General features: G+C 71.8%; 17 protein-coding genes and 1 pseudogene. 8 read left to right on the top strand and 10 right to left on the bottom strand.

Annotation, left to right across the window (positions count from 1 at the left end; all coding sequences use genetic code 11):
• Window position 1: 1 nt before the first annotated feature.
• Window positions 2–1024: a carbohydrate ABC transporter permease gene (locus tag QNO07_RS11665; protein ID WP_283991709.1), complete on the bottom strand. Its 1023-nt coding sequence runs from the start codon at window positions 1022–1024 to the stop codon at window positions 2–4.
• A gap of 52 nt (window positions 1025–1076) precedes the next feature.
• Window positions 1077–2351: an extracellular solute-binding protein gene (locus tag QNO07_RS11660; RefSeq protein WP_283991708.1), complete on the bottom strand. Its 1275-nt coding sequence runs from the start codon at window positions 2349–2351 to the stop codon at window positions 1077–1079.
• 226 nt (window positions 2352–2577) lie between these two features.
• Between QNO07_RS11660 and QNO07_RS11655 the strand changes: the two genes are divergently transcribed.
• From QNO07_RS11655 to QNO07_RS11645, 3 genes are all read left to right on the top strand, one after another.
• Window positions 2578–3891 carry an extracellular solute-binding protein gene (locus tag QNO07_RS11655; RefSeq protein WP_283991707.1) on the top strand — a complete coding sequence of 438 codons (1314 nt, stop codon included), beginning with the start codon at window positions 2578–2580 and terminating at the stop codon, window positions 3889–3891.
• 48 nt (window positions 3892–3939) lie between these two features.
• Complete coding sequence (locus QNO07_RS11650) at window positions 3940–4980, top strand: LacI family DNA-binding transcriptional regulator (RefSeq protein ID WP_283991706.1); 1041 nt, start codon at window positions 3940–3942, stop codon at window positions 4978–4980.
• A gap of 81 nt (window positions 4981–5061) precedes the next feature.
• Window positions 5062–5976 (top strand): phosphatase PAP2 family protein, encoded by a 915-nt coding sequence (locus tag QNO07_RS11645; protein WP_502961818.1) that lies wholly within the window; start codon window positions 5062–5064, stop codon window positions 5974–5976.
• A gap of 34 nt (window positions 5977–6010) precedes the next feature.
• Here QNO07_RS11645 and QNO07_RS11640 read toward each other — a convergent pair whose 3' ends face one another.
• Both QNO07_RS11640 and glnA2 read right to left on the bottom strand, forming a co-directional pair.
• The gene (locus QNO07_RS11640) at window positions 6011–9061 is read right to left on the bottom strand and encodes a bifunctional [glutamine synthetase] adenylyltransferase/[glutamine synthetase]-adenylyl-L-tyrosine phosphorylase (RefSeq protein WP_283991705.1); all 3051 of its coding nucleotides are present in this window, start codon (window positions 9059–9061) and stop codon (window positions 6011–6013) included.
• Window positions 9061–10422 carry a gamma-glutamylpolyamine synthetase GlnA2 gene (gene glnA2, locus QNO07_RS11635; protein ID WP_283991704.1) on the bottom strand — a complete coding sequence of 454 codons (1362 nt, stop codon included), beginning with the start codon at window positions 10420–10422 and terminating at the stop codon, window positions 9061–9063. The genes QNO07_RS11640 and glnA2 overlap by 1 nt, the downstream gene beginning before the upstream one ends.
• Before the next feature lie 219 nt (window positions 10423–10641).
• Here glnA2 and QNO07_RS11630 point away from each other — a divergent pair, with 219 nt between their 5' ends.
• Window positions 10642–12414, top strand: coding sequence for an NAD+ synthase (locus tag QNO07_RS11630; protein ID WP_283991703.1), 1773 nt, complete (start codon window positions 10642–10644; stop codon window positions 12412–12414).
• Between the two features lie 109 nt (window positions 12415–12523).
• Here QNO07_RS11630 and QNO07_RS11625 read toward each other — a convergent pair whose 3' ends face one another.
• A complete protein-coding gene (locus QNO07_RS11625; RefSeq protein WP_283991702.1) occupies window positions 12524–13735 on the bottom strand; it encodes an MFS transporter in 1212 nt (403 codons plus the stop codon).
• 124 nt (window positions 13736–13859) lie between these two features.
• A complete protein-coding gene (locus QNO07_RS11620) occupies window positions 13860–14888 on the bottom strand; it encodes an endonuclease/exonuclease/phosphatase family protein (protein WP_283991701.1) in 1029 nt (342 codons plus the stop codon).
• Between the two features lie 383 nt (window positions 14889–15271).
• Between QNO07_RS11620 and panB the strand changes: the two genes are divergently transcribed.
• Window positions 15272–16123, top strand: a complete 852-nt coding sequence (gene panB, locus QNO07_RS11615) for a 3-methyl-2-oxobutanoate hydroxymethyltransferase (protein WP_283991700.1) — start codon at window positions 15272–15274, stop codon at window positions 16121–16123.
• 112 nt (window positions 16124–16235) lie between these two features.
• Here the strand turns inward: panB and QNO07_RS11610 are convergent, their stop codons facing one another.
• On the bottom strand, window positions 16236–16481 hold the full coding sequence (locus tag QNO07_RS11610; protein ID WP_283991699.1) for a hypothetical protein: 246 nt from the start codon (window positions 16479–16481) through the stop codon (window positions 16236–16238).
• Between the two features lie 62 nt (window positions 16482–16543).
• On the bottom strand, window positions 16544–17233 hold the full coding sequence (gene npdG / locus QNO07_RS11605) for an NADPH-dependent F420 reductase (RefSeq protein ID WP_283991698.1): 690 nt from the start codon (window positions 17231–17233) through the stop codon (window positions 16544–16546).
• A gap of 158 nt (window positions 17234–17391) precedes the next feature.
• On the opposite strand from npdG, the gene QNO07_RS11600 reads away from it, so the two are divergent.
• Complete coding sequence (locus QNO07_RS11600; RefSeq protein ID WP_283991697.1) at window positions 17392–18000, top strand: hypothetical protein; 609 nt, start codon at window positions 17392–17394, stop codon at window positions 17998–18000.
• Window positions 18001–18120: 120 nt separating this feature from the next.
• Here QNO07_RS11600 and QNO07_RS11595 read toward each other — a convergent pair.
• Window positions 18121–18348: pseudogene (locus QNO07_RS11595) on the bottom strand (hypothetical protein); the annotation flags it as partial.
• A gap of 53 nt (window positions 18349–18401) precedes the next feature.
• Here QNO07_RS11595 and map point away from each other — a divergent pair.
• The gene (gene map, locus QNO07_RS11590) at window positions 18402–19259 is read left to right on the top strand and encodes a type I methionyl aminopeptidase (protein ID WP_283991696.1); all 858 of its coding nucleotides are present in this window, start codon (window positions 18402–18404) and stop codon (window positions 19257–19259) included.
• 353 nt (window positions 19260–19612) lie between these two features.
• Window positions 19613–20278, top strand: coding sequence for a biliverdin-producing heme oxygenase (locus QNO07_RS11585; RefSeq protein WP_283991695.1), 666 nt, complete (start codon window positions 19613–19615; stop codon window positions 20276–20278).
• Between the two features lie 42 nt (window positions 20279–20320).
• On the opposite strand, the gene QNO07_RS11580 is transcribed toward QNO07_RS11585, so the two are convergent.
• Window positions 20321–21349 (bottom strand): DUF8094 domain-containing protein, encoded by a 1029-nt coding sequence (locus tag QNO07_RS11580; RefSeq protein ID WP_283991694.1) that lies wholly within the window; start codon window positions 21347–21349, stop codon window positions 20321–20323.
• Between the last annotated feature and the right edge of the window lie 45 nt (window positions 21350–21394).

Below are 21394 nucleotides of genomic sequence, written 5' to 3'. Positions count from 1 at the left end.
GTCACCACACCTCTCCCTGCTTGCGGAGGACACGGCGGTAGCCCACGGCGAACGCCGCCAGCAGCACCAGGATGATGACGCCCCAGGCCGCGGAGGTGGCGAAGTCGCGGGGGCTGTTGAGGAAGGCGACCCGGAAGGCGTAGGTCACCAGGATCTCCGAGGAGTCACCCGGCCCGCCTCTGGTCAGCAGGTAGATCACCGGGAACATGTTGAACGTCCAGATGGTGCTCAGCAGGATCACGGTGGAGCTGACCGCGCGGATGCCGGGCAGGGTGATGTTGACGAAGCGCTGCCACGGGCCGGCGCCGTCCATCTCCGCGGCCTCGTACAGCTCGCCGGGGATGGACTGCAGCGCGCCGAGCACGGCCACCAGCATGAACGGCACACCCAGCCAGACGTTGACGCCGATGACGGCGACCTTCGCCCAGAACGGGTCGCCCAGCCAGGCGATGGAGTCGATGCCGCCGCCGCTGAGCACCTTGTTGAACAGGCCGTTGCGCTCGTTGAACAGCAGCCGCCAGGCGAAGACCGACACGAAGGCGGGAATGCCCCAGGGCAGGATCAGCAGGATCCGGTACAGGGCCCGGCCCTTCACCCTGCGGTTGAGCATGTTGGCCAGGGTGAGGCCGATGGTGAAGGTGATGCTGACGCAGGCGACGGTCCACAGCACGGTCCAGCCCAGCCGGTCCCAGAAGACGCTGTCGGTGAGGATCGCGGTGTAGTTGTCGAGGCCCACGAACTCGTAGGTCGCCTCGATGGTGTTGACGCCGATCGTGCGCTCGACGTTCGCCTCGTTGGCGTCGGTGAGCGACAGGAAGACGCCGCGTGTCAGCGGGTAGCCGACGATCACCGCGATGACCAGGGCCACGGGGGCGATCATCGTCCAGGCGTACCAGTGGGTGGACCACGCCCTGCGCAGCCGCCCGGGCGCCCTGTCCTTGCCAGTCGTGGTGCGGCCCGGGCCGCCGGGGTCGACGCTGTCGTCCCCGGCGGCCGGCACCACCGACTGCATGGTCTTGGCCATGTGCCGGTTGTCCTTCCCTACTCTTCCCGTTGTCCGCCTGCGCCTGTTCCGCTTACTTCCAGTCCTTCAGGATCTTGCGGTAGGCGTCGCCGGTGTCCTTCGCGGCCTGCTCCGGGGTCGACTTGCCGGAGAGGACCTCCTGCTGGGAGACCTTGATCGGCTCGAAGAGGGAGTTGCCCTCGGCGATCCAGGGGCGCTGCACGGCCTTGTCGACGGCCGGCTTGAAGAACTCGACCATCGTGTTGGTCTTGACCGACTCGACGTCGTAGACGGAGGTGCGGGTCGGCAGCAGGCTCAGTTCCTCGGTGGTGCGCTGCTGGACCTCGGCGGAGCTCATGTACTTGGCGAACTCGTAGGAGGCGTCGAGGTTCTTCGAACCGGCGTACACGGAGAGGTTCCAGCCGCCCTGGGGGGCGCCCTGCGCCTTGCTGCCGGCGGGGACCGCCGCGACGCCCAGGTTGTCCTTGTCCTTGAACTCCTTGCCCGCGAGGGAGTCCTCGATGGCCCACGGGCCGTTGATCATCATGGCCACGTCGCCGTTCTTGAACGCGGACTGGCCGTTGTCCCAGCCGTCGCTCAGGTCGGTCAGCGCCGCCTTGGAGTCGACGAGGTCCTTCATCGCTTCGAACGCCTTCACACCGGCGGCGTCGTCGATGGTGACCTTCTTGGCGTCGGCGTCGAGCATGTCTCCGCCCTCGCCGTAGAGGTAGGGCAGGAACCAGTAGGGGTCGTCACCGCGGAGGTAGAGCGAGGTGGCGCCGGTCTTGTCCTTGACCTTCTCGGCGTCCTTCTTGAGGTCCTCCAGCGACTCGGGGACCTCGACGCCGGCCTCCTTGAGGATGCGCTTGTTGTAGAAGAGCGCCAGCGTGTCGGTGACCTGCGGCACGGCGTAGGTCTTGCCGTCGAACTGGGTGCTGCCCCAGGCGGACTCGAGGTAGTCGTCCTTGTCGTCGACGGCCGCGGTGTCGTCGAGCGGCGCGAGGTAGCCCAGGTTGGCGAAGTCGGCAACCCATGCGACCTCGGTGCGCATCACGTCGGGGGCACCGGAGTTACCGCCGGCGGCGTTCTTGAACTTGTTGTTCGCCTCGCCGAAGTCGACGCTGACGTGCTTCACCGTCACGTCCGGGTGCTTCTTGGTGAAGTCCTCGGCGATCTTCTTGTAGACGCCCTTCTCGGCGTCGTTCGAGGTGTCCCAGAACGTGACCGTGCCGGAGAGTTCGCCGGAGCCGCTGTCCTTCTTGTCGCTCCCGCTGTCACTGCCGCCGCAAGCCGTTGCCGCAAGCGCAAGCGCCGCTACCAGTGCGGTGGTCCCTATGCCACGCCGCATGATGAAGTCCTCCATGGGTTACTTGCCCGATTTGAGGGAGTACCTGACGTGTCCCTCACGGGCCGCGCCGTCGCGGCGCCGGGCTGACGAGGAACGTAACAGGGACGCAATCGTTCCGAAAGACCTTGCCGTAATTTTCTGCAAGCGACCTTGCGAGAGCTTCCGCAAGAGGTTTCAACGCTGCTACGTTCCTCGCACTCACCGCACGGCAGCAAGGAGAAACCGAATGCGACGCGACAGATCTGGCATGTGGGGCATGTCGGGGATATCGCATGTGGCGGCTTCCACGGTGCTGGCGGTGACGGCCTCCCTGGGAGTCGCCGCCTGCGGCACCGAGAGCGGGGGCGCCGACCTGACGGAGATCTCCGGCAAGGTCACCTGGTGGGACACCTCCGGCGGTGCCGAGGCCCCGTTCTTCAACCAGCTCGTGGCCGCGTTCGAGAAGAAGTACCCGAAGATCGACGTGACGTACGTCAACGTCGACTTCTTCGAGGCGCAGGCCGCCTACCTCAAAGCGGTGCAGACCGGCACCGGCGTGCCCGACGTGCTGCGCGCCGACGTCGGCTGGATGGCCGGCTTCGTCGAGGACGGCCACCTCGCCGACCTGACCGGCACCCCCGCGCTCGGCGGTGAGGACGACTTCCTGGAGACCACCACCGCAGGCGTCACCTTCGACGACCGCACCTACGGCGTGCCCCAGGTCACCGACCCGCTGGCGCTGCTCTACAACAAGCGGCTGCTGGAGGAGGCCGGTGTCAGCCGGGTCCCCGCCACCTGGAAGGAGCTGAAGGAGGCCGCGCTCACCGTCAAGCGGGAGACCGGCGCCGACGGCCTGGCGCTCAACACCGACGCCTACTTCTCGCTGCCGTTCCTGCACGGCGAGCAGACCGACCTGATCGACCCCGACGTGTCGACCATCTCCATCGCCGGCCCCGACGCGCTGCGCGGGGTCAGCACGGCCGCCGACCTCGTCTCCTCCGGCGCGGCCCGCAAGCCGCCGGAGAAGGACGCCTACGGCGCCATGCAGACGGCGTTCAAGCGCGGCGAGGTCGCGATGGTCATCAACGGCCCGTGGGCGACCGCGGACGTCTTCGAGGGCAAGGAGTTCGAGGACCAGCGCAACCTGGGCATCGCCCCGGTGCCCGCCGGTTCGTCCGGCAAGGCCGGCTCACCGACCGGCGGCCACAACCTCGTCGTCTCGCAGTCCTCCGCCGACATCGAGGCGGCCCAGGTGTTCGTCGGCTTCATGACCGCACCCGAGCAGCAGGAGAGCGCGGCGGTGGAACTCGGCCTGCTGCCGACCCGCAAGACCGCCTACTCCAAGCGCGTGCTCTCCGACCCCGTGCGCAACTCCTTCTACTTCGCCCACACCAAGTCCGTCCCGCGCCGGTCGATCCCGGAGAGCGCGGCGCTGTTCGCGGCCTACGAGCCGCACTGGACGGCGATCCTGCGCGGCGAGCAGACCCCGCAGGAAGGGCTGACCGAGACGGCCGAGAAGTGGAAGGACGACCTCCTGCCGGGGTACCGCGTGGAGCGCTGAGCCACGCGCGGTAGGCAGTCCGCCACACGACCGGTACAGTCCATTGGCGTGACCGCACGGCTAGCTGACATCGCAGCCCAGGCGGGGGTCAGCGAAGCAACGGTCAGCCGCGTCCTGAACGGCAAACCCGGTGTCGCCGCTGCCACCCGCGAGTCCGTCCTTGCCGCTCTCGACCTGCTCGGCTACGAACGTCCGCCCCGGCTGCGGCAACGCAGCGCGGGACTGGTGGGGCTGATCACGCCGGAGCTGGAGAACCCGATATTCCCCGCGTTCGCGCAGGTCATCGCCCAGGCGCTGACCCGGCAGGGGTACACCCCGGTGCTGGCGACCCAGACGCCGGGCGGGTCCACCGAGGACGAGCTGACCGAGATGCTCGTCGAGCGCGGCGTCGCCGGCATCCTCTTCGTCTCCGGCCTGCACGCCGACACCACCGCCGACATGCAGCGGTACGAGAAGCTGCGCGGCCAGGGCGTGCCGTTCGTGCTGATCAACGGCTTCTCGCCGCACGTGCGGGCGCCGTTCGTCTCACCCGACGACCGGGCCGCGATGCGGCTGGCGGTGACGCACCTCGCCTCGCTCGGCCACCAGCGCATCGGCCTGGCCCTCGGGCCGGCCCGGTTCGTGCCGGTGCAGCGCAAGATAGAGGGCTTCCTGCGCTCGCTCAACGAGCAGCTGGGGCTCTCCGAGGAGCAGGGGCGGCTGCTCGTGCAGCACTCCCTGTACACCCTGGAGGGCGGCCAGGCCGCCGCGACCGCCCTGCTGGAACGCGGTTGCACGGCGGTCGTGTGCGCCAGCGACATGATGGCGCTCGGCGCGATCCGGGCCGCCCGGCAGCGCGGTCTGGGCGTGCCCTCGGACGTCTCCGTCATCGGCTTCGACGACTCACCGCTGATCGCCTTCACCGATCCCCCGCTGACCACGATCCGGCAGCCGGTCACCGCCATGGGGCAGGCCGCGGTGCGGGCGCTGCTGGAGGAGGTACGGGGCACACCCACCCCGCACAGCGAGTTCGTCTTCCTCCCCGAGCTGGTCGTTCGCGGTTCGACGGCCTCCGCCCACCAGCTCAACGGACGTCGGGGTCAGGCGTAGTTCGAGGGGAGGACACGGCGCCTCCAAGACCCACCGGAAGGATGATCGGCCGGGAGGGACCGCATGGCAGACTGACCCGTCATGGGGGCTCCGACCAGAAGACCTGAGGAAGACATCCGGGTGGCCACAGCGACGCCGTTGCATGAACACGAGGCGGAAGCCCGTGCCCGCCGGCCGCTGGCCCGGCGCATGCGCGCGGCGCGGCGCCCGCGCATCCTGTTCGAGATCGGACTGATCGCGGTCAGCTACTGGGTGTACTCGCTCATCCGTAACGCCGTTCCCGAGCACGAGACCCACGCCATGCGCAACGCGCACTGGATCTGGGACATCGAGAAGTCGATGGGCCTCGCCTTCGAGCACGCCGTGAACCACGGGATCAACTCCGTGACGTGGCTCATCGTGACGATGAACTACTACTACGCGACGCTGCACTTCCTGGTGACGATCGGCATCCTGGTGTGGCTCTACCGAAGGCAGGCGGGCCGCTACGCGGCGGCCAGGACGGCGCTGTTCTCGACCACCGGCGTCGCCCTGCTCGGCTACTACTTCTTCCCGCTCGCCCCGCCCCGGCTGATGACCGGCGGTGACTTCGTCGACACCGTCGTGGTGCACGGCACCTGGGGTTCCATGGCGTCCGGCAACATGGCCAACGTCTCCAACCAGTACGCGGCGATGCCGTCCATGCACATCGGCTGGTCGGCCTGGTGCGGCGTGATCATCGTGCTGCTGGCCCGGCCCTGGTGGGCGAAGGCCCTGGGCGTGCTCTACCCCACGCTCACCCTGGTGGTCATCGTGGCCACCGCCAACCACTTCTGGCTGGACGCCGTCGGCGGCCTGATCTGCCTCGCCTTCGGCTTCGGCGTCGCGTACTGCTGGTACGGCGACCACCTGCACCGGCTGCCGCGCCGGGCCGCCGCGCAGCGGCGCCAGAGCACCGGGCCCGCGCAGGCGGAGCCGGAGGCCGCGAACGAGCGGCCGGTGGCGCAGGTCTCCTGACCGCGCCGCCGACCGGCACGGCCGCGCGGGCTGCTCAGCCCTCGTAGAAGACTCGCTCCATCACGGCACGGGCACGGCGGGTGAGGCGGCGGTAGTCCTCCAGCAGCTCACCGACGTGACCCGGCTCGTAGCCCAGGTACCGGCCGACGGCCGCCAGCTCGCGGGCCTCGGAGGGGAACGTGTCGCCGGGCCGGCCGCGGACCAGCATCACCGCGTTGCGCACCCGGGTGGCCAGCAGCCACGCCTCGTCCAGCACCTCGGCGTCCTCGGTGGCCAGCAGCCCGGCCGCGTGGGCGGCGGCCAGCGCCGGGCGCGTCCTGGTGGTGCGCAGCCCCGGTTCGACCCAGGCGTGGCGCATCTGGATGAGCTGCACCGTCCACTCCACGTCGGAGAGGCCGCCCCGGCCGAGCTTGGTGTGGGTGGTGGGGTCCGCGCCGCGCGGCAGCCGCTCGGCCTCCATCCGGGCCTTCAGCCGCCGGATCTCCAGGACCGCGTCGTCCCCGAGCCCTTCCACCGGGTAGCGCAGCGGGTCGACCAGCTCGACGAACCGGCGGCCCAGGTCGGCGTCGCCGGCGACCGGGTCGGCCCGCAGCAGTGCCTGGCTCTCCCAGCCCAGCGACCAGCGCCGGTAGTACGCGCCGTACGAGGCGAGCGTGCGCACCAGCGGCCCCGACCTGCCCTCGGGCCGCAGGTCGGCGTCGACCAGCAGCGGCGGATCGGCGCTGGGCAGCTGGAGCAGGCGGCGCATCTCGTTGGCCACGGCCTGGGCGGCCTCGGCGGCCTCCCGCTCGTCGACGCCCTCGCGCGGCTCGTGCACGAACAGCACGTCGGCGTCCGAGCCGTACCCCTGCTCCCGGCCGCCGAAGCGGCCCATGCCGATCACCGCGAACCGGGTCGGCAGCGTCTCCCCCCAGCGCTCGCGGGTCGCGGCCCGCAGCGCGCCGGCCAGCGTGGCGGCGGTGACGTCGGAGACGGCCTCGCCCACCCGGTCGACGGCCGCCGCCGGGTCCTCCAGGGCCGGGGTGCCCTCGGTGCCGTAGGCGCCGATGACGTCCGCGGCGGCGGTGCGGAACAGCTCCCGGCGGCGCACGCCGCGGGCTGCGGCCACGCCCAGCTCGGCGCTGTCGGCCCGGCCGACGGCGGCCAGCACCTCCTGCACCAGCGCCTCCCGGCTGCGCGGCGCGAGCCCTTCCGGACCGCCCAGCAGCGCGACCGCCTCGGGGGCGCGCATCAGCAGGTCGGGGGCGAAGCGGCCGGCGGAGAGCACCCGGGCCAGGTTCTCCGCCGCCGCGCCCTCGTCCCGCAGCAGCCGCAGGTACCAGGGAGTCTTGCCCAGCGCGTCTGACACCTTGCGGAAGCCGAGCAGACCGGCGTCCGGGTCGGCGGAGTCGGCGAACCAGCCGAGCAGGACCGGCAGCAGGGTCCGCTGGATGGCGGCCTTGCGGCTCACGCCGGACGCCAGCGCCTCCAGGTGGCGCAGGGCGGCGGCCGGGTCGGCGTACCCCAGCGCCTCCAGCCGCTCCCGGGCGGCGGCGGTGGACAGCCGGGTCTCACCCACGTCGAGCTGGGCGACGGCGTCCAGCAGCGGCCGGTAGAAGATCTTCTCGTGCAGCCGCCGGACCACACCCGCGTGCCTCTTCCACGCCTGGGTGAGTTCGGCGACCGGCGACGTGCGGAAGCCGCTGCCGCGTCCCAGCCGCCGCAGGTCGGCCTCGTCGTCCGGCATCAGGTGGGTGCGCCGCAGCCGGTACAGCTGGATGCGGTGCTCGATGGTCCGCAGGAAGCGGTAGGAGTCGTTGAGCGCGGCTGCGTCCTGGCGGCCCACGTAGCCGCCGTCGGCCAGTGCGTCCAGTGCGTCCAGCGTGGTGGAGCTGCGCAGCCCGGAGTCGGTGCGGCCGTGGACGAGTTGCAGGAGCTGGACGGCGAACTCCACGTCGCGCAGCCCGCCGGGGCCGAGCTTCAGCTCCCGTTCGAGTTGGGCCGCCGGGATGCCCGCGACGACGCGGCGCCGCATCTGCTGCACGTCGGTGACGAAGTTCTCCCGCTCGGCGGCCTGCCACACCAGGGGGGCGACGGCCTGGCAGTACTGCTCCCCCAGGTCGCGGTCGCCGGCCACCGGCCGGGCCTTCAGCAGCGCCTGGAACTCCCAGGTCTTCGCCCAGCGCTGGTAGTACGCCAGGTGGCTGGAGAGTGTGCGCACCAGCGGCCCGTTGCGGCCCTCGGGGCGCAGGTTGGCGTCGACGGGCCAGATGGTGCCCTCGGCGGTGGTGTCGGAGCAGATCCGCGTCAGGTGGGCGGCGAGCCGGGTCGCCGCCTGGATCGCACGGCCCTCGTCGGAGCCGTCGGCGGCCTCGCCGACGAAGATGACGTCCACGTCGGAGACGTAGTTCAGCTCCCGGCCGCCGCACTTGCCCATGCCGATGACGGCCAGGCGGCACAGCTTCGCGTCGTCGGGCGCCGCGGCCTCGGCGATGGCGAGCGCGGCCCGCAGGGTCGCGGTGGCCAGGTCGGCGAGTTCGGCGGCGGTCTGCGCGAAGTCGGTGGTGCCGCACACGTCGCGCGCCGCGATGGTCAGCAGCGCGCGGCGGTAGGCGGCACGGAGCGTGTCGGGGGTGTCGGCACCGCCGAGTGCCGCCTCGAACTCCGCCAGGCCCGGGTGCAGGTCGGCGGCCTCGTAGGTGACCAGGCACCGCCAGTCGGCGGGGTGCCGGGCCAGGTGGTCGCCGAGCGCCTCGGAGGCGCCGAGCACGTTGAGCAGTCGGTCCCGCAGCGGCTTCGCCGACAGCAGGGTGTCCAGGAACTCCTGGCGGGCGCCGTCGCCGGGCTGCGCCTCCAGGAGGCGGACCAGGCTGAGCAGCGCCAGGTCGGGATCGGCGCTGCGGCCCAGGGCCTCCAGCAGCACGGTGTTGCCGCGCACCGGCTGCAGGCCGGGCTCGTCCAGCAGCCGGCCCGCGGTGGCGGGGTCGGTGAAACCCAGGCGCAGCAGCCGGGTGAAGGTGCTGCTGCGCCGCCCCCCTGCGGGCGGCTCGCCCGGGGTCGCGTCCGCGGGCGCCGTGCGGGAGGGGGGTTCGCGGTCTGCGGCCATCACAGGACCGGCAGGGACTTCCGCAGTTCGAAGGCGGTGACCTCGGAGCGGTACTCCTCCCACTCCTGCCGCTTGTTGCGGAGGAAGAAGTCGAAGACGTGCTCGCCGAGCGTCTCGGCCACCAGCTCGCTGCGTTCCATCAGGTCGATGGCCTCACCGAGGTTCTGCGGCAGCGGCGAGATGCCCATGGCGCGGCGCTCGGCGTCGGAGAGCGCCCAGACGTCGTCCTCCGCCCCCGGGGGAAGTTCGTAGCCCTCCTCGATGCCCTTGAGCCCCGCGGCGAGCAGGACCGCGTACGCGAGGTAGGGGTTGCAGCCGGAGTCGAGTGAGCGCATCTCGATGCGGGTCGAGCCCGTCTTGCCGGGCTTGTACATCGGCACGCGGATCAGCGCGGACCGGTTGTTGTGGCCCCAGCAGATGTAGGAGGGCGCTTCGCCACCGGCGCCCGCGGTGCGCTGCGCGCCGCCCCAGATGCGCTTGTAGGAGTTGACCCACTGGTTGGTGACGGCGGAGATCTCACCGGCGTGCTTGATCAGTCCGGCGATGAAGGACCGGCCGACCTTGGAGAGCTGGTACTCGGCACCGGACTCGTGGAAGGCGTTGCGGTCGCCCTCGAACAGCGAGAGGTGGGTGTGCATGCCGGAGCCGGGGAACTCCGAGAACGGCTTGGGCATGAAGGTGGCGTTGACGCCCTGCTCCAGCGCGACCTGCTTCATCACCAGCCGGAACGTCATGATGTTGTCGGCGGTGGTGAGCGCGTCGGCGTAGCGCAGGTCGATCTCCTGCTGGCCGGGGGCGCCCTCGTGGTGGGAGAACTCCACCGAGATGCCCATCGACTCCAGCATGGTGATGGCCTGGCGGCGGAAGTCCATGCCGACGTTCTGCGGGGTGTGGTCGAAGTAGCCGGAGGCGTCGGCCGGGGTGGGCCGGGTGCCGTCGACAGGCTTGTCCTTCAGGAGGAAGAACTCGATCTCGGGGTGGGTGTAGAAGGTGAAACCCAGGTCGGAGGTGCGCGACAGGATGCGCTTGAGCACGTAGCGCGGGTCCGCGTAGGAGGGCGAGCCGTCCGGCATCAGGATGTCGCAGAACATGCGGGCGGTACCGGGTGCCTCGGCCCGCCAGGGCAGGATCTGGAAGGTGCTGGGCGCGGGCTTGGCGATCATGTCGGACTCGTAGACCCGGGCGAAGCCCTCGATGGCCGAGCCGTCGAAACCGATGCCCTCGTCGAACGCCTGCTCCAGCTCCGCGGGTGCCACCGCGACCGACTTCAGGAAGCCCAGCACGTCGGTGAACCACAGTCGCACGAACCGGATGTCGCGCTCCTCGAGCGTCCGGAGCACGAATTCCTGCTGCTTGTCCATGGTCACCCATCCTTGCTGGTCGGCCGGGACTCTCCCGGTCGCCCGCGCGGGGCGACCCTGTGCACACCAGTATCACGGTGAGCCGTTACCGCCACATTACGCTGCGGCCTGAGGCGGTTTGAAGCGCAGGTGAGGCGGGCGGGGCGCGGGCGATGGCGGCACGACGGGCCGGTGCGGGCCCTCAGGGCATCGCGTCAGTCTGACGGTTACGCTGGCGGGGTGCCTCATCTACGTCTCGCCCTGAACCAGATCGACTCCACCGTCGGTGATCTCGCCGCGAACGCCGAGTCGGTACTCCGATGGACCCGGCACTCCGCCGAGCAGGGGGCCCAGCTGGCCGCCTTCCCGGAGATGGTGCTCACCGGCTACCCCGTGGAGGACCTCGCCCTGCGTCCGTCCTTCGTGGAGGCCAGCCGCGACGCGCTGCGTTCGCTGGCCTCCCGGCTGGCGGCGGAAGGACTCGGCCACCTGCCGGTGGTGGTCGGGTACCTCGACCGGGTGGAGCAGGCCCAGCCCCGCTACGGCCAGCCGGCGGGCGCCCCGCAGAACGCCGCCGCGGTGCTGCACGAGGGCGAGGTCAAGCTGACCTTCGCCAAGCACCACCTGCCCAACTACGGCGTCTTCGACGAGTTCCGCTACTTCGTGCCCGGTGAGACCCTGCCGGTGATCCGGGTCGGCGGCGTGGACGTGGCGCTGGCGATCTGCGAGGACCTGTGGCAGGACGGCGGCCGGGTGCCCGGGGCGCGGGCGGCGGGCGCGGGGCTGCTGCTGTCCGTCAACGCCTCGCCCTTCGAGCGGGACAAGGACGACACCCGCCTGGAACTGGTCCGCAAGCGCGCCCAGGAGGCGGGCTGCACCACCGCCTACCTGGCCATGAACGGCGGCCAGGACGAGCTGGTCTTCGACGGCGACTCCATCGTGGTGGACCGGGACGGACAGGTCGTGGCGCGCGCGGCGCAGTTCGCCGAGCAGTGCCTGATGCTGGACCTGGACCTGCCCGCCGCAGGAGCCGAGCCGCCCTCCGGCACCGTCGCCGACGGGCTGCGCATCGACCACCGCACGCTGTCGGCCGCCGACGCCCCCGCGCAGGCCCCGGCGCTGCCCGCTCCCGTCCAGGCGCCGCGCCTCGACGCCGACGAGGAGGTCTACACGGCCCTGGTCACCGGGCTGCGCGCCTATGTGCGGAAGAACGGTTTCCGTTCGGTGCTGATCGGCCTGTCGGGCGGCATCGACTCGGCGCTGGTGGCCGCGATCGCCTGCGACGCGATCGGGCCGGCGAACGTGTACGGCGTCTCCATGCCGTCCCGGTACTCCTCCGACCACTCGCGCGGCGACGCGGCCGAACTGGCCAGGCGGACCGGGCTGAACTTCCGCACCCACTCCATCGCCCCGATGTTCGACGCCTACATGGAGTCCCTGGAGCTGACCGGCCTGGCGGAGGAGAACCTCCAGGCGCGGCTGCGCGGCACGATGCTGATGGGGCTGTCCAACCAGGAGGGCCACCTGGTGCTCGCACCGGGCAACAAGTCCGAACTGGCCTGCGGCTACTCGACGCTGTACGGCGACTCGGTGGGCGGCTACGGTCCGATCAAGGACGTCTACAAGACGACGGTCTTCCGGCTGGCGAAGTGGCGCAACCGCTCCGCCGCCGAGCGCGGCGAGACGCCGCCGATCCCGGAGAACACCATCGCCAAGCCGCCGAGCGCCGAGCTGCGCCCCGGCCAGGTGGACACCGACTCGCTGCCGGACTACGACGTGCTGGACCAGGTCCTGGAGCTGTACGTGGACCGGGACATGGGCGCCTCCGACATCGCCGCCCGCGGTTTCGACGCGGAGCTGGTGACGCGGGTGCTGCGCATGACCGACACCGCCGAGTACAAGCGGCGGCAGTACCCGCCGGGCACCAAGATCTCCGCGAAGGGCTTCGGCAAGGACCGCCGGCTGCCCACCACCAACCGCTGGCGCGAGACGGCCGCCGCAGCCGGGAACTGAACCCGCCACGCCTCGCAGGCCCCGGCCCGTCGGACGACAGCACCGCGCCGCCCGCCGCCCGCACACACGGGTGTGGCGGGCGGCGCGGTGTTCAGCGTCCGGCGTCCGGTCAGCCGACCGGCTGCCGGATGCGGGCCCGGCCGCGGGCGACGACCCGGGAGAAGCCCCCGGCGGCGGCACCGGGACGGTCCAGCGCCCCGGCGAAGAGCGCGATGCCCAGGCCCACCACGGCGAGCACCGCGCCGACCAGCGTCGGCGAACTCCAGCCCCACCCGGCGGTGATGGCCACCCCGCCCAGCCAGGCGCCGCCGGCGTTGGCCAGGTTGAACGCCGAGTGGTTGGACGCTGAGGCAAGCGTCGGGGCCTGCTGCGCCTTGTTCATCACCAGCACCTGCAGCGGTGTGGTGATCATGAAGCCGACCGCGCCGATGAGCACCACCGTGGCGAGCGCCGCCCACTTCAGGTGCACGGTGAAGTGGAAGGCGGCCAGGAGGACGGCGAGCGCGGTCAGCGAGCCGTAGAGCGTCGGGCGCAGCGCCCGGTCGGTCAGCGGCCCGGCGGCGAGCGCGCCCAGCGTCATGCCGATGCCGAACAGGGCCAGCACCCAGGTGACGGACGTCTCGGCGAAGCCGGTGACCTCGGTCATCATCGAGGCGAGGTAGCTGTAGACGGCGAACACCCCGGCGAAGCCGAAGACCGCGGTGAGCAGCCCCAGCGCGACCTGCGGGTGCCGCAGCGCGCGCAGTTCGCCGCCCAACCCGCCGCTGCGCTCCAGCGGCAGCCGGGGCACCAGTGCGGCAAGGGCGGCCATGGCGACCAGTCCGATCACGGTGACCACCAGGAACGTCGCCCGCCAGCCCACCTGCTGCCCCAGGGCGGTACCGGCCGGCACGCCGACGATGTTGGCGACGGTGAGGCCGAGGAACATGGTGGCGACCGCGCGGGCACGGCGCTCGGGGCTCACCAGCCGGGCGGCGACCACCGCGCCCACTCCGAAGAACGCGCCGTGCGGCAGCCCGGCGAGCACCCGTCCGGCGAGCAGCGTGCCGAAGTCGGGGGCCAGCGCGGAGGCGAGGTTGCCGACGGTGAAGAGCGCCATGAACGCGATCAGCATCGGCTTGCGCGGCACGCGCACGCCGACGGCGGTGAGCAGCGGGGCGCCGATGACCACGCCGATGGCGTAGGCGGAGACGAGGTGCCCCGAAGTGGGCACCGAGGTGCCGAGGTCGTCCGCGACGTTGGGCAGCAGGCCCATCATCACGAACTCGGTCGTGCCTATGCCGAAGGCTGCGACAGCCAGGGCGAGCAGGGCCAGGGGCATGAGCAGGGGACCTTTCGGGGCGGGGAGGGCGGCGCGACAGGCACCAGCGAAGCATATGTTCTCTGGCGGAACAAATTATGCCGACCGTTCTGTTCCCCCACGCGTCCGGAAGGTTGCGGGCGGGCTACATCTTCACGGACGCCGCCACCGGAAGGTGGTCGCTGCCGGTGGCCGGCAGGGTCCAGGACGACACCGGCTCCACGCCCTTGACCATGATCTGGTCGATCCGGGCCATCGGGAACGACGCCGGCCAGCTGAAGCCGAAGCCGGCTCCCGCCGCGCCCTGGGTGGAGCGCATCTGCGCGGTGACCGGGGCGAGGGCCCGGTCGTTCATGGTGCCGTTGAGGTCGCCGAGCAGCACGACACGTCCGCTGCCCTCCCGGGCGATCGCCTCACCGAGCTGCTCGGCGGCGTCGTCGCGCTGGTTGGCGGTGAAGCCGGCCCGGAACTTGACCCGCACCGACGGCAGGTGCGCCACGTAGACGGCGAGGTCGCCGTGGGGCGTGTCCACCGTGGTGCGCAGCGCACGGGTCCAGCCGATCCTGATGTCGACCGGCCGGGTGTCGGTCAGCGGGTACTTGCTCCACACCCCGACCGTGCCCTCCACCGCGTGGTACGGGTAGGTCCCGGCCAGTGCCTGCTCGTACACGCCGACGGAACGGCCGGGCAGCTCCTCCAGCGCCATGACGTCCGCGCCGGAGTCGGCGAGCTTCGCCGCCGTGCCTGCCGGATCGGGGTTGTCGGCGTCGACGTTGTGGGCGACGACCGTCAGGTCACCGCCGGCGCCCTTCTTGTCGGTGACCAGGCCGCCGAAGAGGTTGGCCCACACCAGCACCGGTACCAGCAGCGCGGCCAGCGCGACCACCGAGCGGCGCAGCAGCGCCAGCAGCAGCAGGCCGGCCACGGGGACGGCGAACCACGGCAGGAACGTCTCCAGCAGGCTGCCGAGGTTGCCGATGGTGTTGGGGATCTTGGAGTGCACGGCCATGACCACTCCGGTGAGCACGGCCAGGGCCGCGATCACCCAGCCGCGCCGCAGGCTGCCGGGACCGCGCCACTTGGCGGACGCGGCGCGGACCCGGGAGGAACCACCGGGTCGCGACGACCGCCCGTCGGTGCCTTCGCCGGTCTCCGCCATGTACGCCCGTGCCATGTGCTGTCCTCACTGCGAGTACCACCGGCCGCCGAGACAAGAACCATAGGGGATGGCCGGATGTGTCCGTACGGCGTGCCGGTTCGTTTCCTGCGAACCGTGTGCACTGTCGAGGACGATCACGAAAGCATCACAGTTCCACGTTGCCTTGCGTGCCGCCCGGATGTGACAGAACGCGCATATTCGACAGTCCGCCGCGCCCGGCACCCGAGGCCCCGAGCCGCCGGGCCGACGCCGGAACCGTGCAGGCAGTCCGCGGGGCGCTGCCCGGTGGTTGAGGTCTCGCCGCACCCCCCTTTGCGCGGCGGTGTCGCGGTGTCACCATGGGAGCAGATCCGGGGACGCCGTGAGGGCGCCTCGAGACGACAACAGGAGCCCGTGCCATGACGCATGCCCAGGCGGCAGCCGACAGCAGCAAGGCGCTGTACGGCGGAACGCAGAACCGACGCATCACCGTCCGCGACCTCGTCGGCGCCAAGGAGCGCGGCGAGAAGTGGCCCATGCTGACCGCGTACGACGCGATGACGGCGTCGGTGTTCGACGAGGCGGGCATCCCGGTGATGCTCGTCGGCGACTCGATGGGGAACTGCCACCTCGGCTACGACACCACCGTGCCGGTCACCATGGACGAGATGACGATGCTGTCCGCCGCCGTCGTACGTGGCACGCAGCGGGCGCTGATCGTCGGCGACCTGCCGTTCGGCTCCTACCAGGAGGGTCCGACGCAGGCGCTGCGCAACGCCACCCGGCTGGTCAAGGACGCCGGGGTGGGCGCGGTGAAGCTGGAGGGCGGCGAGCGGTCGCTGCCGCAGACGGAGCTGCTGGTGTCGGCGGGCGTCCCCGTCATGTCCCACCTGGGCCTCACCCCGCAGTCCGTCAACACCATGGGCTACCGGGTGCAGGGCCGCAGCGACGAGGACGCCCACCGCCTGCTGCGGGACGCCAAGGCGGCCCAGGACGCCGGTGCGTTCGCCGTCGTGCTGGAACTGGTGCCCGCCGCGCTCGCCGCCGAGGTGACGCGGTCGCTGAGCATCCCCACCGTGGGCATCGGTGCCGGGCCGGACTGCGACGCGCAGGTCCTGGTCTGGACGGACATGGCCGGCCTCACCGGTGGCCGCATGCCGCGCTTCGTGAAGCAGTACGCGGCGCTGCGCGAGACGCTCGGCGACGCCGCGAAGGCCTTCGCCCAGGACGTCACCGGCGGCACCTTCCCGCAGCCCGAGCACACCTTCTAAAGGACCGTCCCCGGCGCCCGCCGCCGGGGACCCGCGGCGCGGGTCCGTCCGCCGTTCCGGTGCGGACGGACCCGCGCCGCCCTGCACTTCTCCCGGCAGGGAGAGCCGGTGGTCAGCGGTCGCTGACGTCCTCGGTGCGCTGCTCGGCCGGCTCTACGGTGCGCTGCTCGGCGGCGCGGCGCTCGGCGGCGCGGCGCTGCATGCGGGCGCGGGCCCAGTAGAAGTAGGCGATGTTCGAGGCGACGCCCATCATCAGGATCCACACGACGCCCAGCCAACTGCCCCGGCTGAAGGACAGCACGGCGGCGACCAGCGAGAGCACGCAGACGATCAGGGCGTACAGGGCGATGCGGGGCATGGGGGTGGCTCCAGACGGATGTGCGGGTGACACCAGCCATTGTCCCCCATGCCCCGGCGGCCTCAGATGTCGGTGAGGCGCACCCCGGCGTGCGCCGTGTAGCGGCGGTTGACCGAGATCAGGTTGGCCACCAGCGACTCGACCTGGTGGGCGTTGCGCAGTCGGCCGCCGAACACGCCCCGCATGCCGGGGATGCGGCCGGCGAGGGCCTGCACGATCTCGCAGTCGGCACGGACCTCGCCCAGCACCATGACGTCGGTCTCGACCTCCTCGACCGCCGGGTCCTGGAGCAGGACGGCGGAGAGATGGTGGAAGGCGGCCGTGACGCGGGAGTCGGGCAGCAGGGCGGCGGCCTGCTCGGCGGCGCTGCCCTCCTCCGGCTTGAGCGCGTAGGCGCCCTTCTTGTCGAAGCCGAGCGGGTTGACGCAGTCCACCACGAGCTTGCCCGCCAGTTCCTCGCGCAGGCTCTCCAGCGTGGCGGCGTGGCCGTCCCACGGGACGGCCACGATCACCACGTCGCTGCTGCGGGCGCAGTCGGCGTTGCCGGTGCCGGAGACGCCGTGCCCCAGCTCCGCCGCTGCGGCGGCGGCACGGTCGGCGGACCGGGACCCGATGACGACCTTCTGGCCGGCTTTCGCGAGGCGGTAGGCGAGTCCGCGGCCCTGGTCGCCGGTGCCGCCGAGCACGCCGACGACGAGGTCGGAGACGTCGGGGAGGTCCCAGGGGTCCTTCTTGGGTGCAGGTGAAGTCATGGACCCGATCCTGCCAGCACCACCGCCCCCGGCGCCTACCGGGGAGTAACAGGCGCGTCCCGGACGTCCGTCGAGCCCGGCGCCGCACGGGCGGGCTCGCGATGGGTTACCCGCCGGTTCACGTCACCCCGGCCCACCCCGTGCGGCACGATGCGGACATGGACGCCGTACGGGTGGCGCTGCTGCGCGAGGTGCTCGCGGGAACGGAGTGGTTGCGGACCACCCGGCGGTTCGCCGGGTCGGTCAGGTCGTCGGTGGGCCCGCACGGCGGCGGGCTGCTGCTGGTGGGCGGGGAGACGTACGAGCCCTGGCACCTGGCGGCGCACCTGGACGACGAGGCGGCGTGGTCGGGGCTGCCGGAGCTGTCGCCGACGCTGGTCCGGCACCGGGTGCCCGAAGCGGCGCCGGCCCACCTCTCGGTCGGCCTCGGGCGCCTGGAGGCGGCCCGGCGGGGCGAGACACTGCTGGTGGTGGCGCCCGACCAGCCCGGGGAACGACTGCTGGAGCGGGTGCAGGACGCCCGCCGCGCGGGGTGCGGCGTGTTCACGATGGACACCGGCCTGGCGGACACCGCGGAGCTGCGCGGCCTCGCCCACGACGTGCTCTCCGCCGACGCCGACGCCCTGGACCTGGACACCGTGCAGCACCTGGTGAGCGCCGCCGCCGGGGAGGACAGCCCGCCGCGGCCCCGGCCCGGGCGCCGCTTCCGGGACCGGCTGTCCCGGCTCGCCGACCACCTCACCTCAGCGCCGCCCGACCCCTGGTGAGCATCGGCGGACGCGCACCCGCCGACGCGCACCCGCCGACGGTCAGCCGCGGGGGCCGTCGGCGCCGGGGCCTCCGCCCGGCGCGGTGCCGTCGCCGTCGGGAGTGCCGTCCGGAGTGCCGTCGGGTGTGCCCGAGGGGCCGTCCGCGTCGTGCCAGCGGGGGTCGTTCTGCCACTGGAGGTTGCGCTCGCGGGCGGTCTGCATCGCGTGCGCCGCCTCCTCGCGGGAGGAGTACGGGCCGAAGCGGTCCTTGGCCGGGCACTCTGGCCCCTCCTCCACCTTCTGGTGCTTGAGGCAGTAGTACCACTCACCGGGCTTGCCGACGGTCTTGCGCTGGAAGAGTGCCATGCTCCTCATGCTGCCCCACGGGCGCGCGGGACGTCACCGTTAGACTCACGCGCATGTCTGGCCAGTCTCTCCTCGTCCCCGGCACCCTCTCCCCGAGGCGCGCCGTGCCCGCTGCCATCCCGCGCCCGGAGTACGTCGACAAGGACGCGCCCACCCCCTACACCGGCCCCGAGGTGCAGACGTCCGAGACGCTGGAGCGCATGCGGATCGCCGGCCGCATCGCGGCGCAGGCGCTCGCCGAGGCCGCGCGCCACATCGCCCCCGGGGCCACGACCGACACGCTCGACGAGGTGGCGCACACCTTCATGTGCGACCACGGCGCCTACCCGTCCACGCTGGGCTACCGCCGCTTCCCCAAGTCCCTGTGCACCTCGGTCAACGAGGTCATCTGCCACGGCATCCCCGACACGACCGTGCTGCGCGACGGCGACATCGTGAACCTGGACGTGACCGCGTTCATCCACGGTGTGCACGGCGACAACAACGCCACCTACCTGTGCGGGGACGTGGACGAGGAGTCCCGGCTGCTCGTCGAGCGGACCCGGGAGTCGCTGAACCGGGCCATCAAGGCGGTCCGCCCCGGCCGGCAGATCAACATCATCGGCCGGGTGATCGAGTCCTACGCCAAGCGCTTCGGCTACGGCGTGGTGCGCGACTTCACCGGGCACGGCATCAGCACGTCCTTCCACTCCGGCCTGATCGTGCCGCACTACGACGACCCGCGGGCGACGACGGTGATGCAGCCGGGCATGACGTTCACCATCGAGCCGATGCTGACGCTCGGCACACACGAGTGGGACATGTGGGAGGACGGCTGGACGGTCGTCACCAGGGACCGCAGGCGCACCGCGCAGTTCGAGCACACGCTCGTGGTGACGGACTCCGGCGCGGAGATCCTCACCGAGCCCTGACCCCCGGACTCCCGGACCTCCACCCCCGGCCTCCGGCCCCCGGCCCCCGAAGACTCGGCCCCCGAGCACCCGGACCCGGCCCTCCCGACTGCCCCTGCCGCCTCCGCCACCCGCCTCGCCGCGGGAGGCGGAGGCGGTCGCACGTGTGCCGCGCAGCGGCCCGACCGGGCCGCCGGACGGCTTCTTCACGTTTCCCCGACGCGGTGGCCGGATAGGATGGCTTTTGCCGACAGCGCGTCGACAAGGGATTGACTTAGGTAAGCCTAAGTAGGAGGATCTGTGCAGGCAAGCGCGGTCGCGCTTCCCTGAGGTCGTCCCGTATTCCTCATCACTCCTGGTCCCGGAGGCCCGCCTTGGCCGCGTCCGACACAACGCCGTTCTCCCAGCTGATCCGCACCGCCTCGCAGGAGCAGCACACGGAAGCCGAGAACTCCTCCTTCATGGGGGACCTGCTGGGCGGCCGACTGGGCGTGGCGGCCTACACCCGGTACACCGAGCAGTTGTGGTTCGTCTACCGGGCGCTGGAGGAGTCAGCCGGGCGCCTGCTGTCCGACCCGGTGGCCGGCCCGTTCATCCGGCCCGAGCTGTTCCGGGTCGCCGCGCTGGAGCAGGACCTGCGCCACCTGCACGGCGGTGACGACTGGGCCGCCGGCCTCAAGCCGCTGCCCGCCACCGCCGACTACGCCACCCGGGTCACCGAACTCGCCCTCGACTGGCCGGGCGGCTACCTGGCCCACCACTACACGCGCTACCTCGGCGACCTCTCCGGCGGCCAGATCATCCGCGGCACCGCCGAGCGGACCTGGGGGTTCGAGCGCAAGGGCGACGGCGTCCGGTTCTACGTCTTCGACGGGATCCAGAACCCGGCGGCGTTCAAGCGGGAGTACCGCGAACTGCTCGACGCAGTACCGGTGGACGACCTGGAGAAGCAGCGCATCATCGAGGAGTGCCGACGGGCGTTCGCGCTGAACACCGCCGTGTTCCGGGAGTTGGGCGCCCAGTTCCCGCTCAGCGCCTGAGCGCCCGTCGGGTCCCAGCGCCCGAGTGCCGACCGCCAGGTCTCAGCCGCCCTCGGCGGAGACCAGGCCGGTGCGCTGGTCGAGGAAGCGCACCTGGTCCTCGGCCGCGTCGTCCGGCGGGACCACCACCGCCTGGACGGTCACGAAGACCTGCGTGAGCCACTGCTTGGGCTCGCCCTTCAGCAGGGGCTTGACCAGCGGGCGCACCTTGGGGGTGTAGCCGGAGGCGACGGTCTGCTTCGTCTGGTGGTGCGAGGTGAAGAAGACGAGCGCCGAGCCGTCCTCGGTGTACAGGCCCATCGGCGGGTACTGCTTGCTGCTGGCGGGCAGGTCCGCCCACTCGTTGCGGGCGGCGGGCCGGTTGGCGGACCGGGCCCGGGTGGCACGTCGTTCGCTGGTCTGCGGACCGTCGGCGAAGGTGCTGCCCCGGCCGTCCTGGAGGTAACCGGTGTAGGCGGCGCTCAGCTCGCCGGGATCGGCGAGCAGCTTGCCGCCCTCACCGGCGCCGTCACCCTTGCCGTCCCCGCCGTCACCCTTGCCGTCTCCGTCCTCGGAACCGCCACTGCCGGTGACCGGCAGGGCGTGGCCGTCGGCGTCGGTGGCGAACTCGGGCACGTCGCCGGGCGCCAGCCGTGCGGAGTAGGCGGCCTTCCACTTCTCGTCGACGCCTTCCCGGGTGAACGCAAGCAGCCGCCGGCTGTCCGGGCCGGCTGCGGCGTCCACCAGGAAGTACTTGGGCCAGCCCGCCTGACGGGGTATGTGGAAGCGCGGCGCGCTCAGCTCCAGCGGCTCGTGGTCGGGGTTGCCGTCCGGGGCGACGGCCTTCCTGGCGCGCAGCGCGGCGTGTTCGATCTCGCCCAGTCCGCCGCGTTCGACCCTGGCGCTCAGGTCGGCGTCGAAGGTCCGCTGGGCCTTGTCGACGTCCCGCACGTACTCCTTGAGCACCTGGCGGGCCTCCGCCTTGTCGACGGCGGGCACCACGGCCCGTTCACCGTGCACGGTGAGGCATCCGGACAACGTCGCCGCCAGCAGCACCGCGCCCCCCGCAGCAGCCAGCACTCGCGCTCTCATGGCGTGCCCTCCCCGAGCCCCCGTGTCCGCTTCGCAGGTTGGCAC

The sequence above is a fragment of the Streptomyces sp. 549 genome, assembly GCF_030124175.1.
Classification (GTDB): domain Bacteria; phylum Actinomycetota; class Actinomycetes; order Streptomycetales; family Streptomycetaceae; genus Streptomyces.
The sequence above is the reverse complement of the archived record's forward strand: the minus strand, read 5'-3'. Positions and strand labels throughout refer to the sequence as shown.

Bases quoted from the DNA above. Each gene is read 5' to 3' on its own strand.
- QNO07_RS11665 (WP_283991709.1), bottom strand. From the start codon at position 1,024: ATGGCCAAGACCATGCAGTCGGTGGTGCCGGCCGCCGGGGACGACAGC.
- QNO07_RS11660 (WP_283991708.1), bottom strand. From the start codon at position 2,351: ATGCGGCGTGGCATAGGGACCACCGCACTGGTAGCGGCGCTTGCGCTT.
- QNO07_RS11655 (WP_283991707.1), top strand. From the start codon at position 2,578: ATGCGACGCGACAGATCTGGCATGTGGGGCATGTCGGGGATATCGCAT.
- QNO07_RS11645 (WP_502961818.1), top strand. From the start codon at position 5,062: ATGGGGGCTCCGACCAGAAGACCTGAGGAAGACATCCGGGTGGCCACA.
- QNO07_RS11640 (WP_283991705.1), bottom strand. From the start codon at position 9,061: ATGGCCGCAGACCGCGAACCCCCCTCCCGCACGGCGCCCGCGGACGCG.
- glnA2 (WP_283991704.1), bottom strand. From the start codon at position 10,422: ATGGACAAGCAGCAGGAATTCGTGCTCCGGACGCTCGAGGAGCGCGAC.
- QNO07_RS11625 (WP_283991702.1), bottom strand. From the start codon at position 13,735: ATGCCCCTGGCCCTGCTCGCCCTGGCTGTCGCAGCCTTCGGCATAGGC.
- QNO07_RS11620 (WP_283991701.1), bottom strand. From the start codon at position 14,888: ATGGCACGGGCGTACATGGCGGAGACCGGCGAAGGCACCGACGGGCGG.
- panB (WP_283991700.1), top strand. From the start codon at position 15,272: ATGACGCATGCCCAGGCGGCAGCCGACAGCAGCAAGGCGCTGTACGGC.
- QNO07_RS11610 (WP_283991699.1), bottom strand. From the start codon at position 16,481: ATGCCCCGCATCGCCCTGTACGCCCTGATCGTCTGCGTGCTCTCGCTG.
- npdG (WP_283991698.1), bottom strand. From the start codon at position 17,233: ATGACTTCACCTGCACCCAAGAAGGACCCCTGGGACCTCCCCGACGTC.
- QNO07_RS11600 (WP_283991697.1), top strand. From the start codon at position 17,392: ATGGACGCCGTACGGGTGGCGCTGCTGCGCGAGGTGCTCGCGGGAACG.
- map (WP_283991696.1), top strand. From the start codon at position 18,402: ATGTCTGGCCAGTCTCTCCTCGTCCCCGGCACCCTCTCCCCGAGGCGC.
- QNO07_RS11580 (WP_283991694.1), bottom strand. From the start codon at position 21,349: ATGAGAGCGCGAGTGCTGGCTGCTGCGGGGGGCGCGGTGCTGCTGGCG.